Origin of the sequence: Pseudomonas sp. NLJ1, assembly GCF_049486705.1 — a bacterium.
Classification (GTDB): Bacteria; Pseudomonadota; Gammaproteobacteria; order Pseudomonadales; family Pseudomonadaceae; genus Aquipseudomonas; species Aquipseudomonas inefficax.
In genome coordinates, this window is sequence record NZ_CP137735.1 from 1,773,140 (window position 1) to 1,788,946 (window position 15,807).

Below are 15,807 nucleotides of genomic sequence, written 5' to 3' on the forward strand. Positions count from 1 at the left end.
GAAATGGCGGGGTATTGCTGTGAACAAGTGTAAAAAGCCGGGGCCGCTTCGCGCCCCATCGCGACGCAAGGCCGCTCCTACAAGGGTTACGCGATTCCCTGTAGGAGCGGCCTTGCGTCGCGAAGGGGCGCGAAGCGGCCCCAACCGATGACAACGCGGTATTACTGCGCTGCAGTCTCCTGCACCACGCGAATCACACGCTGCGGGAACGGAATGTCGATCCCTTCGGCCTTCAACCGGTCACGCGCATGCTCGTTGAGCATGAACATCACATCCCAGTAATCGGCGGTCTTGGTCCACAAGCGCAAGGACACGGTGATCGAACTGTCGCCCAAGGTTGCGACCACTGCCTGCGGCGCCGGGTCGGGCAGCACGCGTGGGTCCTGCGCAAGCTCCAGCAGCACGTTGCGCGCCTTCTGCAGGTCGGCCTCGTAGTCCACGCCCACATCGAACACCACCTTGCGCGTCGGCTGGCGGTTGGTGTTGGTGATGATGCCGTTGGACAGGCTGCCGTTGGGCATGATCACGGTCTTGTTGTCACCGGTGCGCAGCACGGTGTGGAAGATCTGGATGCTGTCGACGGTGCCGGCCACGCCTTGCGCCTCGATCCAGTCACCGATGCGGAACGGGCGGAACAACAGGATCAACACGCCACCGGCAAAGTTCGCCAGGCTTCCTTGCAAGGCCAGGCCGATGGCCAGCGTGGCACCGCCAATCGCCGCCACGAACGAAGTGGTCTCAATGCCGATCATCGAGGCAACGCTGATCGCCAGCATGACCTTGAGGATTATGTTGGCCAGGGTGCGGATGAAGCCCTGCAGCGCCGGGTCTTGTACGCGCAAACCCACCAGCCTGGCGAGTCGATCGCTGACCACGTTGGTAAGCCACCAGCCAATCGCCAAGGTCAGCAGTGCCAGCAGCAGGCGGCTGCCGTATTCCATGATCAAGGGGACCCAGGTCTGCGATTGGCGGACCAGCTGATCGACTTCAGCGTTCAAATCCATATTCATCTCCTGATGCCGAACGGCATGTACACGTATAGCAGGCCGCCCTCGGTTCGGCGGCCTTGGCCCCCATGGACATCATTACGCCATCGGGGTTCCGGACAACCCTGCGATCAGTCGCGGAAGTTGTTGAACTGCAATGGCATGTCGAATTCCTTGGTACGCAGCAGGGCAATGGCTTCCTGCAGGTCGTCACGCTTTTTACCGGTAACGCGTACCTGCTCGCCCTGGATGGCGGCCTGCACTTTCAGCTTGCCATCCTTGATGGTGGCGACGATCTTCTTCGCCAGGTCCTTGTCGATGCCTTCGCGGAATTTGGCTTCCTGTTTCTTTTCCTTGCCCGAGGCGTACGGGTCCTTGGTTTCCAGGCACTTTACGTCAATCTTGCGCTTGACCAGCGCCAGGCGCAGGATTTCCAGCATCGCTTCGAGCTGGAACTCTTCCTCGGCGGTGAGCATCACGGTCTGCTCTTTGTCCTTGAACTCGAAGGTGCCCTTGCCCTTGAGGTCGTAGCGACGGTCCAGGTCCTTGATGGCGTTGTCGACCGCGTTCTGCACTTCGTGCTTGTCCAGTTCCGATACCACGTCGAACGAAGGCATGGTTGTTCTCCCAAAATAAAAGCGCGCTCAGGCTGAAGATGGAGCGCGCTGGGTTTGACGGTTAAAATGCGGGCTCATTATAACGGGTTGCGAAACGCATATGAGCAGCACCTGGCATATTCTCGGCGCCGGTAGCCTGGGCAGCCTGTGGGCTTGCCGCCTGGCGCGCGCGGGCAAGGCAGTGCGCCTGATCCTGCGTGACGGGCAACGGCTGCAGGCCTACCAGCAGGCCGGTGGCCTGACCCTGGTCGAACAGGACCAGCCCCGCCACTACGCCATCCCCGCCGAAACCGCGCAGGCACGCGGCCCGATCCATCGCCTGCTGGTGGCCTGCAAGGCCTACGACGCCGCCCCGGCCATCGCCGGCGTGGCAGCGCGTCTGGCCGAGGGCGCCGAAGTGGTGCTGCTGCAGAACGGCCTGGGCAGCCAGGACGAGGTCGCCGACCTGGTGCCCCACGCGCGTTGCATCTTCGCCTCAAGTACCGAAGGGGCGTTCCGCAAGGGTGACTGGCAGGTACGCTTTGCCGGCCACGGCTTCAACTGGCTGGGTGACCCTCGCAACCCGACGACCCCGGCCTGGTTCGATGACCTGCATCAGGCCGGCATCCCCGCCGACTGGACGGTGGATATCCTCACCCGCCTGTGGCGCAAGCTGGCACTCAACTGCGCCATCAACCCGCTGACCGTGCTGCATGACTGCCAGAACGGCGGGCTGCTGGGACATCTGGGCGAAGTGGACGCCCTGTGCGCCGAGCTGGCCCAACTGCTGCGCCGCTGTGGCCAGCCAGAAGCGGCAGACGGGCTGGACGAAGAAGTACAGCGGGTAATCCTCGCCACTGCGGCCAACTACTCTTCCATGTACCAGGATGTACGCGCAGGCCGGCGCACCGAGGTGCACTACCTGCTTGGCCACGCCTGCCGCGCCGCCGGCCGACATGGCCTGCAGCTGCCAGAGCTGGAACGCCTGCTGCAGCGCCTGGTCGATAACCTGCGTGCGCGTGGTTTGCCCTGCGACTGACGCGGCCCTTTCAACCGGATACGGATATTGCCTAACCCATGACCTTGCGCCAACGCCTGGAAAACCTCCCGGTCGGGCAGAAGCTGCTGGCAGCCCTGCTGGTGTTGCTGGTGACCATCCTGCTGGTGGCCAACCTCACCTTCATCAGCGCCGCCTACTGGATCACCCAGGAAAGCATGGCGCCACAGGCACTGCACACCATCGGCCGGCTGGTGGCCAACCCGCAGCTGGCGGCACGCGCCGGCGATGCACCGGACACCGCCAGCGCCCTGCTCAAGGAACTGGACAGCTACACACCGCTGCGCGCCGCCGCCGTCTACGGTGGCGATGGCCGCATACTGGCGCAGCTTCAGCACGGCGAGCCGCTGGCCCTGCCCAGGCGTTTTCGCGACATCGACGGCTGGCGCCTGATGGAGTTTCGCAGTACCCAGCTGATCCGCATGCCACGTGACGCCAACCCACCGGCGCACCTGCTGCTGGTGGCCAGCAGCGAACTGCCCACGGCCTTCTACACCGGCACCCTCAGCGCCAGCCTGGGCATCCTGGTGTTCAGCATCCTGCTGTGGATCGTTATCGCCCGGCAGATCAAACGCCTGATCACCCAGCCGATCAACCAGCTCGAAGAACTCAGCCGCCAGGTCACCCGCGAAGAGAGCTATGCCCTGCGTGCGCAGCGCGGCAACGACGATGAAATCGGTAGCCTGGCCGAAGCGTTCAACACCATGCTCTCGCGCATCGAGGCCCGCGAACAGCAGCTCAAGCGCACCCGCGACGAGTTCCAGGAGGCCTATGACCAGGCCCAGGGCCTGGCCGAGGAAACCCGCCACACCAACCGCAAGCTGGAGTTGGAAGTCCAGGTGCGCAGCAAGATCGAGAAAAAACTGACCGGTTTCCAGAATTACCTGAACAGCATCATCGACTCGATGCCCTCGGCGCTTATCGCCCTCGATGAACAGCTCTACGTGACCCAGTGGAACCACGAAGCCACGGTGCTTTCCGGCACGCCACTGGACGAAGCGCTGAACCAGCCGATCTTCATTGCCTTCGAACCACTCAAGCCGTTCCTGCCGCAGCTGAAGGAAACCGTGGAAAAGCACCGCGTGGCGAAGATCGAGCGGGTCACCTGGCCCAAGGGCGACGACCTGCGCCACTACGCCCTGACCTTCTACCCACTGACCGGTGGCGGCGGCCGTGGCGTGGTCATCCGTATAGACGACATCACCCAGCGCCTGTCGCTGGAAGAAATGATGGTGCAATCGGAGAAGATGCTTTCGGTCGGCGGCCTGGCCGCCGGCATGGCCCACGAGATCAACAACCCGCTGGGCGCGATCCTGCATAACGTGCAGAACATCCGCCGACGCCTGTCACCAGAGCTGCCGCGCAATCAGGAACAGGCAGAGGAACTGGGCATCGACCTGCCCACGGTCAACCGCTACCTGGAGAGCCGCGAAGTGCCGCAATTGCTCGACGGCATCCAGCAGGCTGGTGCCCGGGCTGCGAAAATCGTCACCCACATGCTCAGCTTCAGCCGCCGCAGCAACCGCCAACTGGCGCCATGCGACCTGCCGGCGCTGATCGACCAGGCGGTGGAGATCGCCGGCAACGACTTCGACCTGGCCATCGGCTTCGACTTCAAGGGCCAGGCCATCGTGCGGCAGTTCGACCCCGAACTGGGGCCGGTGCCATGCACCGCCAACGAATTGGAGCAGGTGCTGCTCAACCTGCTGAAAAACGCCGCCCAGGCCATTCATCAACGGCCGCAGCCAAGCGAGCCCGGGCGCATCACCCTGCGCACCCGCTTGAACCCGCCATGGGCAGAAATCCAGGTCGAGGACAATGGCGTCGGCATGCCCGAGGGGGTGCGCAAGCGCACTTTCGAGCCGTTCTTCACCACCAAGGAAATCGGCCAGGGTACCGGGCTGGGCCTGTCGGTCTCGTACTTCATCATCACCAACAACCACAAGGGGCAGATGGAAGTACAGTCCACGCCCGGCCAGGGCACCTGCTTCACCCTGCGCCTGCCCCTCGGCCAGCCGGCAGCGGTGACGCCGGCCAAAACGGAGAAATGACATGGGCTACCGCCTGTCGAAGATCTACACCCGCACCGGCGACAAAGGCGAAACCGGCCTGGGCGACGGGCGCCGGGTACCCAAGGACCACCCACGGATCGAGGCGATCGGCGAAGTGGACAGCCTGAACAGCCAGCTGGGTCTGCTGCTGGCGGGGCTGGCCGAACAAGGCCTGGATGAAGTGAGCGCGGTATTGGCGCCGTGTCAGCACCGCTTGTTCGACCTGGGCGGTGAGCTGGCGATGCCCAGCTATCAGGCGCTGAACCTGGCAGAGGTGGAACGCCTGGAAGCGACGATCGATGTTTGGAATGAAGAGCTGGGGCCGTTGAAGAACTTCATCTTGCCCAGTGGCTCGGCGTTGGTGGCTCAGGCGCATGTGTGCCGCAGCCTGGCGCGCAGTGCGGAGCGGCGGTGCCAGCAGCTGAATGCGCTGGAGCCGTTGGCGGGGGTTGGGTTGGCGTATATCAACCGGCTTTCCGATCTGCTGTTTGTGGCGGCGCGGATCATCGGGCGGCGGCAGGGGGTGGCTGAGGTTTTGTGGCAGCCTGCTGAGAAACCAAAAGGCTGATATTTCTGGGGCTGCTTTGCAGCCCGTCGCGACACAAGGCCGCTCCTACAGGAGAACCGTGTCGCATACCCCTGTAGGAGCGGCCTTGTGTCGCGATCGGGCCGCAAAGCGGCCCCAATTACAGGCAACTCAGATCTCAGGCCAGAACGCCCGGATCCCGGCCACACCCTGTGCCCCCGCTTCCCAGGCCTGCTCGCGCTCACCCGGGCCTACCCCACCCAGCAGGTAGACCGGCTTGTTGAACCCGGCAATCAACCGCTGTGCCTCGTTCCACCCCAGCGGCACCGCCTCAGGGTGAGTCCGGGTCGCCTGCACCGGCGACAAGGTAACGAAATCCACGCCCATCTGCTCTGCCAGCGCCAGCTCTTCGGCACTGTGGCAGGACGCCGCCAGCCAGCGCTCCCTGGGGAACGGCCGGCCGTTGGCGGCATACTTGCGCAGTTGTGCGGCCGTCAGGTGCCAACCTGCGGCAGGGAAGTCACCCAGCCACTCCAGCGGGCCCTTGAGCATCAGCTGCGCCTTGCCAGCGCACAGGCCGACCGCATCTACCGCCACATCGCGGTACTTGGGGTCGTACATGTCCGGGGCACGCAACTGGATCAGGCGAATGCCGCTGGCCACTGCTTTCTGGATGCCCTTGAGCATCTGCGGCACTTCCAGGCCATCGGGGGTGATCAGGTACTGATCCGGCAGGCGCGCGGCCGCAACGATCGGCTTGTTGGCCTCGGGAAATTCGTACAGGGGCAAATCGCGCAGGGCAACCCATTCCAGCGGCTGGCCTTCGGCGCCATGCGGCTCGCCGGTGAACGCCTCGACTTCGCGCACATCCAGCAGCACCTGCTTGTCCGGGTAATCGTGGCTGACCTTGATCAGCGCGCGCGAACGGATTACCTCGATGCCCAGTTCCTCGCGCAGCTCGCGGGCCAGCGCCGCCTCGACACCCTCACCCTCTTCCACCTTGCCGCCCGGGAATTCCCACAGGCCGCCCTGGTGCTGGGTATCGGCACGCCGTGCGATCAGAACGCGGCCGTCGGTACCGCGAATGACAGCAGCTACAACATGAATCCGTTTCACCCTTCACGCTCCGCCAGGCCAGCCTGCTGCCAGGCCTGGAAGGCCGGCCACTGGTAAATGGTTTCGATATAGGTCGCCGCCTCGGCAGGCACTTCCACGCGATAGGTGCGCAGGCGCACGGCTACCGGGGCGAAGAAGGCATCGGCCAGGCTCGGCTTGCCGAACAGGAACGGGCCACTGTCCTTCGCCGCCAGGCGGCATTCCGACCACAGCGCAACGATACGGTCGATATCGATTTGAACCTCCAGCGGCACGCTGTCCAGCGCCTGGTCACGCGACAGATCGAACGGCATGGCGCCGCGCAGGGCGAAGAAGCCGCTGTGCATCTGCGCGCAGGCCGAACGGGCCTGGGCCCGGGCAGCCACATCGGCCGGCCAAAGCTGGGCGTCGGGGTGGCGTTCGTTGAGGTATTCGGCAATGGCCAGCGAGTCGGCGATCACACCGTGCTCGGTCTTGAGCAGCGGTACCTTGCCGGTTGCGGAGAAAGCGAGGAGGCGCTGACGGGTGTCAGGCTGGTTGAGTTTGATCAGTGTTTCTTCGTAAGGCACGCCAGCCAGTTCGAGGGCCAGGGCGCCACGCAGCGACCAGGAGGAATACAGCTTGTCGCCGATGATCAGGTGATAGCTCATGGTTCGGCTCCATCGGTTTGGGAATTTTGGGGCTGCTCTGCAGCCCATCGCGACACAAGGCCGCTCCTACAGGGGTTCGCGAGCTCTTGTAGGAGCGGCCTTGTGTCGCGAAAGGGCCGCAAAGCGGCCCCATATGAATCAGGTACGGTACTCGGCGTTGATCTTCACGTACTCGTGGGACAGGTCGGTGGTCCAGATGGTTTCGCTGCACTGGCCACGGCCCAGCTCGATACGGATGGTGATCTCTTCCTGGGCCATTACCTTGGCGCCCTGGTCTTCGGTGTAGCTCGGGCTGCGGCCACCTTTGCTGGCAATGCACACGTTGTCCAGGTACACATCGATCAGGCTCACATCCAGCTCCGGTACGCCGGCACGACCAACGGCGGCGAGGATACGGCCCCAGTTGGGGTCGGAGGCGAACAGCGCAGTCTTGATCAGCGGCGAGTGGGCCACGGCGTAGCCGACGTCCAGGCACTCCTGGTGGTTGCCACCGCCGTTGACCTGCACGGTAACGAACTTGGTGGCGCCTTCGCCGTCACGGACGATGGCCTGGGCCACTTCCATGCACACTTCGAACACCGCCTTCTTCAACGCTTCGAACAGCGCGCCGCTGGCTTCGGTGACTTCCGGCAGGTTGGCCTTGCCGGTGGCGATCAGCATGCAGCAGTCATTGGTCGAGGTGTCGCCATCGATGGTAATGCGGTTGAACGACTTGTTGGCGCCATCCAGCATCAGGTCCTTGAGCACCGCCGGGGCAACCTTGGCGTCGGTAGCGATGTAGCCGAGCATGGTGGCCATGTTCGGGCGGATCATGCCTGCACCTTTGCTGATGCCGGTGACGGTAACGGTCACGCCATCATGCTGGAACTGGCGGCTGGCACCCTTGGGCAAGGTGTCGGTGGTCATGATGCCGGTAGCAGCCTCGGCCCAGTGGTTTTCCGACAGGTTGTCGAGGGCGGCCTGCAGCGCGCCTTCGATCTTCTCGACCGGCAGCGGCTCGCCGATCACGCCAGTGGAGAACGGCAGTACCGACTCGGCCGGTACGCCGGCCAGTTCGGCCAGCTTGGCGCAGGTACGCTCGGCGGCGGCCAGGCCTGGCGCGCCGGTGCCGGCGTTGGCGTTACCGGTGTTGGTCAGCAGGTAGCGCACGGTGCCCTGCACGCGCTGCTTGGACAGGATCACCGGCGCTGCGCAGAAGGCGTTGAGGGTGAACACGCCAGCCACGCTGGAGCCTTCGGCGCAGCGCATGACCACCACATCCTTGCGCCCAGGGCGCTTGATGCCGGCAGAAGCGATGCCGAGTTCAAAACCCGGGACCGGGTGCAGGGTGGGCAAAGGACCAAGACCAACAGCCATTAGAGCGCTCCTAGAAAATACGGTTGATATCGAAAAGCGGGGCCGCTTCGCGCCCCATCGCGACACAAGGCCGCTCCCACATAGGACGGCGCAGCGTTGCGGCTGTGCGCTATCCCTGTGGGAGCGGCCTTGTGTCGCGATAGGGCCGCAACGCGGCCCCATTCAGGTCAGATCACTCGATCTGCCCGTGGCAATGCTTGAACTTCTTGCCCGAACCACACCAGCACGGCTCGTTGCGGCCCAGCTTCTGCTCGTTGCGCACCGGTGCCGAGGCGACGGCCACTTCGGCGCCCTCCTCGTTCAGTTGCTCGCTTTCCAGGCCCGGCGCAGCGGCGTGCTGGAACTGCATGCGGCTGGCCAGTTCCTCGGCCTCGCGGCGCAGGCGGGCTTCCTCTTCGACCGGGTCTTCGCGGCGTACCTGAACGTGCGACAGCACGCGGATGGTGTCGCGCTTGATCGACTCGAGCAGCTCCTGGAACAGGCTGAAGGATTCGCGCTTGTACTCCTGCTTCGGGTTCTTTTGCGCATAACCACGCAGGTGAATACCGTGACGCAGGTGGTCCATGGTCGACAGGTGGTCTTTCCACAGGTCGTCCAGCACGCGCAGCAGAATCTGCTTCTCGAAGGTACGCAGGGCTTCGATACCGGCCTGGTCTTCCTTCTCGGTGTACGCGGTGGTGATTTCGTTCAGCAGCTTCTCGCGCAGGGTCTCTTCGTAGAGGTGATCGTCCTCGTCGAGCCACTGCTGGATCGGCAGTTTCATGGCGAAATCGCTGGCCAGCGAAGCCTCCAGGCCGGCCACGTCCCACTGCTCGGGCAGCGACTGCGGCGGAATGTGCTGGCTGATGGTAGCGTCCAGCACTTCCTTGCGGAATTCGACGATGGTGTCGCCGATGTTCTCGGCGGCCAGCAGGCTGTTGCGCATGTGGTAGATCACCTTGCGCTGCTCGTTGGCCACGTCGTCGTATTCCAGCAACTGCTTGCGGATGTCGAAGTTGCGGCCTTCGACCTTGCGCTGGGCCTTCTCGATGGCGTTGGTGACCATGCGGTGCTCGATGGCCTCGCCAGACTGCATGCCCAGCGCCTTCATGAAGTTCTTCACCCGGTCAGAGGCGAAGATACGCATCAGGCTGTCTTCCAGCGACAGGTAGAAGCGGCTGGAGCCCGGGTCGCCCTGACGGCCGGAACGGCCACGCAGCTGGTTGTCGATACGGCGCGATTCGTGGCGCTCGGAGGCGATCACGTGCAGGCCACCCGACTCGATCACTTGCTGGTGACGCTTCTGCCAGTCGGCCTTGATCTGGGCAATCTGCTCGGCAGTCGGGTTTTCCAGGGCGGCCACTTCGGCTTCCCAGTTACCGCCCAGCAGGATGTCGGTACCGCGGCCGGCCATGTTGGTGGCGATGGTAAGGGCACCTGGCGCACCGGCTTGCGCGATGATCTCGGCTTCTTTCTCGTGGTACTTGGCGTTGAGCACCTTGTGGTCGATACCTTCCTTCTTCAGGAGGTTGGACATGTGCTCGGACGTTTCGATGGTCGCCGTACCTACCAGCACCGGGCGGCCATGGGTCATGCTTTCCTTGATGTCGGCGATGATCGCGGCGTACTTCTCGTCGGCAGTCAGGTACACCAGGTCGTTGAAGTCTTTACGCGCCAACGGCTTGTTCGGCGGAATGACCATCACGTTGAGCCCGTAGATCGACTGGAACTCGAACGCTTCGGTGTCGGCGGTACCGGTCATGCCGGACAGCTTGGTGTACAGGCGGAAGTAGTTCTGGAAGGTGGTCGAAGCCAGGGTCTGGCTCTCGGCCTGGATGTTCAGGTTCTCTTTGGCTTCGATGGCCTGGTGCAGGCCTTCGGACAGACGACGGCCTGGCATGGTACGGCCGGTGTGCTCGTCGATCAGCAGGACCTGGCCGTCCTGGACGATGTATTCGATGTTGCGGTGGAACAGCTTGTGCGCGCGCAGGCCGGCATAGACGTGGGTCAGCAGGCTCAGGTTATGCGCCGAGTACAGGCTCTCGCCCTCGGCCAGCAGGCCGGACTGGGTGAGCATCTCTTCGATGAACTGGTGACCGGCTTCGTTCAGCTCGACCTGACGGCTCTTCTCGTCGATGGTGAAGTGGCCTTCCTGGGTGACCTGGCCTTCGACCTCTTCGATGTGCTGGGTAAGGCGCGGAATCAGGCGGTTGATCTCGATGTACAGCTTGGAGCTGTCCTCGGCCTGGCCGGAGATGATCAACGGGGTACGCGCCTCGTCGATGAGAATGGAGTCGACTTCGTCGATCACGGCGAAGTTGAGTTCACGCTGGAACTTCTCTTCCTGGCTGAACGCCATGTTGTCGCGCAGGTAGTCGAAACCGAATTCGTTGTTGGTGCCGTAGGTGATGTCGGACGCGTAGGCGGCGCGCTTTTCTTCCGGCGGCTGGAAGGCCGAGACGATGCCGACCGACAGGCCGAGGAACTCGTACAGCGGGCGCATCCAGTTGGCGTCGCGGCGGGCCAGGTAGTCGTTGACGGTGACCACGTGCACGCCCTTGCCGGACAGTGCGTTGAGGTACACGGCCAGGGTACCGACCAAGGTCTTGCCTTCACCGGTACGCATTTCTGCGATCATGCCCTCGTGCAGGGTCATGCCGCCGATCAGCTGCACGTCGAAGTGGCGCATGCCCATCACGCGCTTGCCGGCCTCACGGGCCACGGCGAAGGCTTCAGGCAGCAACTGGTCCAGTGTCTCGCCTTTGGCCAGGCGCTCCTTGAACTCTGCGGTCTTGCCCCGCAGTTGCTCGTCGGAGAGGGCCACCATCTTCTCTTCGAGAGCATTGACGATGTTCACCGTCTTGAGCATGCGTTTTACTTCACGCTCGTTCTTGCTTCCAAAAAGTTTCTTTAACAAAGGCGCAAACATATCGGCAGGATCTTCCACACGTAGGGATGGAGGGCGGCCCCATGAGTCGCCCGTGCAGCCCTGAGGCCGCATGCGAACGAGCATTCTACCCGGAAACGATGGTGAGGAAAGTGGTGGATTGCCACGATGCTTGTACAGCGTTTTGGCGGGGGCTTGTCTTAGATAGGGGCATTTTCCCTGAGTTCAAGGTTCGGGAAGATGAAACGTATCGAGAATGAGTCTTGTCTTTTGTTATCTGCGCCGGCCTCTTCGCGGGTAAACCCGCTCCCACAGGATCACCTACACATCAAGGGCAGTGCCGTACCCTGTGGGAGCGGGTTCACCCGCGAAGAGGCCAGTGCAGGCTATAGAGATGTTAGACTGCGGACCATGTAACCTCATGCGTACCCCCATGGCCTACAAACCCTCCCCCGCCCAGCCGCCCTCGGCCCTGCTCCGCCAGGTCCGCCCGTTGCGCCTGCTGCTGAACCAGGCCGAACGCCTGGAGCACCTGCAGCGCCTGCTGGAAAGCCAGCTGCAACCGGCCGCCCGCGAGCACTGCCATGTGGCGTCGTGGCGCGATGGCACCTTGTTGCTGGTGGTAACCGACGGCCACTGGGCAACCCGCCTGCGTTATCAGCAGAAACGCTTGCTGGCGGCATTGCAGGGCATGGAAGCCTTTGGCAACCTCAGGCGCATCCTGTACAAGGTCCAACCCCCGCTGGTGCCGGCCAAGCGTGGTGGCCATGCGGCAGAGCTTTCCAGCAACGCAGCCGAGAGCCTGCGCGATACCGCCGGGGGCATCACCGACCCCAAGCTGCGCGCAGCGCTGGAAAGGCTGGCAGCTCACGCCCAGGACAAGCGCTGACACCTTCGGGACTGCTGCGCAGTCCATTCGCGGGCACGCCCGCTCCCACAGGGTGCCCACTGCCTCTGGAGCGGCGCAGGACCTGTGGGAGCGGGCGTGCCCGCGAATGGCCGGACCTGCCGGGCAAAATGTGTCAGCAATAAAAAAGGCCACCCGAAGGTGGCCTCAATGAACTAGAGAGTGTTCGAACTTACACGGCCGCAACAGGGCGCATGTACGAGATCGGTGCCGTGCTGGCATCTTCGAAAGTGACCACTTCCCAGGCATCGGTTTCGGCAATCAGCTTGCGCAACAGCTGGTTGTTCAGCGCGTGGCCGGACTTGAAGCCCTTGAACTCGCCGATCAGGCTGTTGCCCAGCAGGTAGAGGTCGCCGATGGCGTCGAGGATCTTGTGCTTGACGAATTCGTCTTCGTAACGAAGGCCGTCTTCGTTCAGCACGCCGTCCTCATCGACCACGATGGCGTTCTCGACACTGCCACCCAGCGCAAGGTTGTGCTTGCGCAGGTACTCGATGTCACGCATGAAACCAAAGGTGCGCGCGCGGCTGACTTCCTTCACGAACGAGGTGCTGGAAAAGTCGACGCTGGCGCTCTGGGTCCGGTTGCGAAGCACCGGGTGATCGAAGTCGATCTCGAAGCTCACCTTGAAGCCGTCGAAAGGCAGGAAAGTGGCGCGCTTGTCGCCCTCTTCCACGGTTACCTCACGCAGGATGCGGATGAACTTCTTGGCTGCGTCCTGTTCTTCCAGGCCTGCAGACTGAATCAGGAATACAAAGGGTCCGGCGCTGCCATCCATGATCGGCACTTCCGAGGCGGAGAGCTCGACGTAGGCGTTATCGATGCCCAGGCCCGCCATGGCGGAGAGCAGGTGCTCGACCGTATCGACCTTGACGTCACCGTTGACCAGCGTCGTCGACATGGTTGTCTCGCCGACGTTGGCCGCGCGCGCCGGTATTTCGACCACAGGGTCGAGGTCGGCGCGGCGGAAGACGATGCCGGTGTCAACAGGTGCAGGCTTGAGGGTCAGGTAAACCTTCTCCCCGGAGTGCAGACCGACACCTGTGGCACGGATGGTATTCTTCAGGGTGCGTTGTTTAATCATGGCATTGGCCGCTTCAGCGCAAATTGCGAACAGGTATCAACAAAGGCTGGGGATGATAACAGACCCAACCTTTGATGAATACCAATCACCTTTATACCCCTGATAAATTCCATTAATCAGCCTGACGACGCAGGAATGCCGGGATATCGAGGTAGTCCAGGTCATCCTGAGGGTTCAGTTTAGCGGCTGCCGCAGCACCTGCATGGGCCTGGTTGCGCATTACGGTCGGGCGCTCCAGGTCACGGTAGTTGACCGCAGGCTGCTCCTGGCGAACCGGCGCCGGGTTGGAAGCCTCGTACGCCTGCTGGGCAGTCTGCAGGGTGTTGTCGACCACCTTCACAGGCTTCTCGATGCGCGCGCCCAGGCCAGTAGCCACTACGGTCACGTGCAGCTCGTCACGCATGTCCGGGTCGATCACGGTGCCGACCTTGACCATGGCGTGGTCGGAGGCGAAGGCTTCGATGATGCTACCCACGTCGGAGTACTCGCCCAGCGACAGGTCAGGGCCTGCGGTGATGTTCACCAGGATGCCGCGGGCGCCCTGCAGGTTGACGTCTTCCAGCAGCGGGTTGCGGATCGCTGCCTCGGTGGCTTCACGCGCACGGTTCGGGCCGCTGGCGCAGCCAGTACCCATCATGGCCATGCCCATTTCACCCATCACGGTACGCACGTCGGCGAAGTCGACGTTGATCATGCCCGGGCGCTTGATGATATCGGAGATACCGCGCACGGCACCGGCCAGTACGTCGTCGGCCTTGGCGAAGGCAGACAGCAGGCTGGCATCCTTGCCCAGGATGGTCAGCAGCTTCTCGTTGGGGATGGTGATCAATGAGTCGACGCTTTCGGCCAGCATGCGGATGCCTTCATCGGCGATCTGCATGCGCTTGCGGCCTTCGAACGGGAACGGACGGGTCACCACGGCAACGGTGAGAATGCCCATTTCCTTGGCCACTTCGGCGATGATCGGCGCTGCACCGGTACCGGTACCGCCACCCATGCCAGTGGTGATGAACACCATGTTGGTGCCCTGCAGCACTTCAGCGATGCGCTCACGGTCTTCCAGCGCGGCCTGGCGGCCGACTTCCGGATTGGCACCGGCACCCAAGCCCTTGGTCACGCCAGTGCCCAATTGCAGGATGGTGCGCGCGCCGATGTTCTTCAGCGCTTGAGCATCGGTGTTGGCGCAGATGAATTCCACGCCTTCGATGCTGCTCTTGACCATGTGGTTGACGGCGTTGCCGCCACCACCGCCAACACCGATCACTTTGATGACCGGGCTTTGCGGGACGTTGTCTACGAGCTCGAACATTTTCCCTCTCCTTACAGTTCTCTAGTTGTCGCGCCTACCACTACTGCTTTGAAACTTAGAAGTTGCCCTGGACCCAGCGCTTGAAGCGTTCAAGCACTGGAGCCTTCGGTTCATCGCCATAGCTGTTGTTGCTGCTGTTACCGGTCAGGGGCAAGTCTTCGGTCTGCTTCTGCAGGCCGTAGGTGAGCAAGCCCACGCCGGTGGAATAGATCGGGTTGCGCACCACGTCGCTGAGCCCCCGAACGCTGTGCGGCACGCCCAGGCGTACCGGCATGTGGAAGATTTCCTCGGCCAGTTCCACGGCGCCTTCCATCTTCGCGGTGCCGCCGGTGAGTACGATGCCGGCCGGCACCAGGTCCTCGTAGCCGCTGCGGCGCAGTTCGGCCTGGATCAGGGTGAAGAGCTCGTCGTAACGTGGCTCCACCACCTCGGCCAGAGCCTGGCGCGACAGCTCGCGCGGTGGGCGATCACCCACGCTCGGCACCTTGATGGTCTCGCCGGCGCCAGCCAGTTTGGCCAGGGCGCAGGCGTAGCGGATCTTGATTTCTTCGGCGTACTGGGTCGGGGTACGCAGGGCCATGGCGATGTCGTTGGTCACTTGGTCGCCGGCAATCGGGATTACCGCGGTGTGACGGATCGCGCCCTCGGTGAAGATGGCGATGTCGGTGGTGCCACCACCGATGTCGACCAGGCACACGCCCAGCTCCTTTTCATCGTCGGTCAGCACCGAGTAGGCCGAGGCCAGCTGCTCGAGGATGATGTCGTCGATTTCCAGGCCGCAGCGGCGTACGCACTTCTCGATGTTCTGTGCCGCGTTGACGGCGCAGGTGACCACGTGGACCTTGGCTTCCAGACGTACGCCAGACATGCCCAGCGGCTCGCGCACGCCTTCCTGGTTGTCGATCACGTAGTCCTGCGGCAGGGTGTGCAGCACGCGCTGGTCGGCCGGGATGGCCACGGCCTGGGCGGCGTCGAGTACGCGCTCCAGGTCGGCCAGGCTGACTTCGCGGTCGCGGATGGCGACGATGCCGTGGGAGTTCAGGCTGCGGATGTGGTTGCCGGCCACGCCGACGAAGGCCGAGTGGATGCGGCAGCCGGCCATCAGCTGCGCTTCTTCCACCGCGCGCTGGATCGACTGCACGGTGGACTCGATGTTCACCACCACGCCTTTTTTCAGGCCGCGGGACGGATGGGTACCGATCCCGACGATTTCCAGGGTGCCGTCCTCGCCCACTTCACCCACCAGCGCCACCACCTTGGAGGTGCCGATGTCCAGCCCGACGATCATTTTGCCGCTATGCGCGTTTGCCATGGTCCTGCCTCT

At 63.2% G+C, this 15,807-nt stretch carries 13 protein-coding genes; 4 read left to right on the plus strand and 9 right to left on the minus strand.

The window, feature by feature from the left end; translation table 11 throughout:
* Positions 1–161 precede the first annotated feature (161 nt).
* Positions 162–1,004 carry a mechanosensitive ion channel family protein gene (locus R9B85_RS07900; protein WP_046616540.1) on the minus strand — a complete coding sequence of 281 codons (843 nt, stop codon included), beginning with the start codon at positions 1,002–1,004 and terminating at the stop codon, positions 162–164.
* A 113-nt stretch (positions 1,005–1,117) separates the two neighbouring features.
* Positions 1,118–1,603 (minus strand): YajQ family cyclic di-GMP-binding protein, encoded by a 486-nt coding sequence (locus R9B85_RS07905; protein WP_016713577.1) that lies wholly within the window; start codon positions 1,601–1,603, stop codon positions 1,118–1,120.
* A gap of 100 nt (positions 1,604–1,703) precedes the next feature.
* On the opposite strand from R9B85_RS07905, the gene R9B85_RS07910 reads away from it, so the two are divergent.
* Genes R9B85_RS07910 through R9B85_RS07920 form a run of 3 tightly spaced genes read left to right on the plus strand, consistent with a single transcriptional unit; the run spans position 1,704 to position 5,258 of the window.
* Complete coding sequence (locus R9B85_RS07910; protein WP_423770957.1) at positions 1,704–2,621, plus strand: putative 2-dehydropantoate 2-reductase; 918 nt, start codon at positions 1,704–1,706, stop codon at positions 2,619–2,621.
* A 38-nt stretch (positions 2,622–2,659) separates the two neighbouring features.
* Positions 2,660–4,690 (plus strand): sensor histidine kinase, encoded by a 2,031-nt coding sequence (locus tag R9B85_RS07915; RefSeq protein ID WP_112250327.1) that lies wholly within the window; start codon positions 2,660–2,662, stop codon positions 4,688–4,690.
* Position 4,691: 1 nt separating this feature from the next.
* Positions 4,692–5,258, plus strand: a complete 567-nt coding sequence (locus R9B85_RS07920; RefSeq protein ID WP_112250326.1) for a cob(I)yrinic acid a,c-diamide adenosyltransferase — start codon at positions 4,692–4,694, stop codon at positions 5,256–5,258.
* Positions 5,259–5,387: 129 nt separating this feature from the next.
* Here the strand turns inward: R9B85_RS07920 and R9B85_RS07925 are convergent, their stop codons facing one another.
* The 4 genes from R9B85_RS07925 to secA form a co-directional block, all read right to left on the minus strand.
* Entirely contained in the window at positions 5,388–6,332 is a 945-nt protein-coding gene (locus R9B85_RS07925) for a Nudix family hydrolase (RefSeq protein ID WP_423770958.1), read from the minus strand.
* The gene (locus R9B85_RS07930) at positions 6,329–6,961 is read right to left on the minus strand and encodes a glutathione S-transferase family protein (protein ID WP_112250324.1); all 633 of its coding nucleotides are present in this window, start codon (positions 6,959–6,961) and stop codon (positions 6,329–6,331) included. Before R9B85_RS07930 ends, R9B85_RS07925 begins: the two co-directional genes overlap by 4 nt.
* Before the next feature lie 138 nt (positions 6,962–7,099).
* The gene (argJ, locus tag R9B85_RS07935; RefSeq protein WP_085626521.1) at positions 7,100–8,317 is read right to left on the minus strand and encodes a bifunctional glutamate N-acetyltransferase/amino-acid acetyltransferase ArgJ; all 1,218 of its coding nucleotides are present in this window, start codon (positions 8,315–8,317) and stop codon (positions 7,100–7,102) included.
* A 172-nt stretch (positions 8,318–8,489) separates the two neighbouring features.
* Entirely contained in the window at positions 8,490–11,225 is a 2,736-nt protein-coding gene (secA, locus tag R9B85_RS07940) for a preprotein translocase subunit SecA (RefSeq protein WP_313856397.1), read from the minus strand.
* Between the two features lie 391 nt (positions 11,226–11,616).
* On the opposite strand from secA, the gene R9B85_RS07945 reads away from it, so the two are divergent.
* Positions 11,617–12,072 (plus strand): DUF721 domain-containing protein, encoded by a 456-nt coding sequence (locus tag R9B85_RS07945; RefSeq protein WP_112250321.1) that lies wholly within the window; start codon positions 11,617–11,619, stop codon positions 12,070–12,072.
* A 190-nt stretch (positions 12,073–12,262) separates the two neighbouring features.
* Here the strand turns inward: R9B85_RS07945 and lpxC are convergent, their stop codons facing one another.
* The 3 genes from lpxC to ftsA form a co-directional block, all read right to left on the minus strand.
* Complete coding sequence (lpxC, locus tag R9B85_RS07950; protein WP_112250319.1) at positions 12,263–13,174, minus strand: UDP-3-O-acyl-N-acetylglucosamine deacetylase; 912 nt, start codon at positions 13,172–13,174, stop codon at positions 12,263–12,265.
* Positions 13,175–13,286: 112 nt separating this feature from the next.
* Complete coding sequence (gene ftsZ / locus R9B85_RS07955) at positions 13,287–14,483, minus strand: cell division protein FtsZ (protein WP_003251871.1); 1,197 nt, start codon at positions 14,481–14,483, stop codon at positions 13,287–13,289.
* 55 nt (positions 14,484–14,538) lie between these two features.
* A complete protein-coding gene (gene ftsA / locus R9B85_RS07960) occupies positions 14,539–15,795 on the minus strand; it encodes a cell division protein FtsA (protein ID WP_015271706.1) in 1,257 nt (418 codons plus the stop codon).
* Between the last annotated feature and the right edge of the window lie 12 nt (positions 15,796–15,807).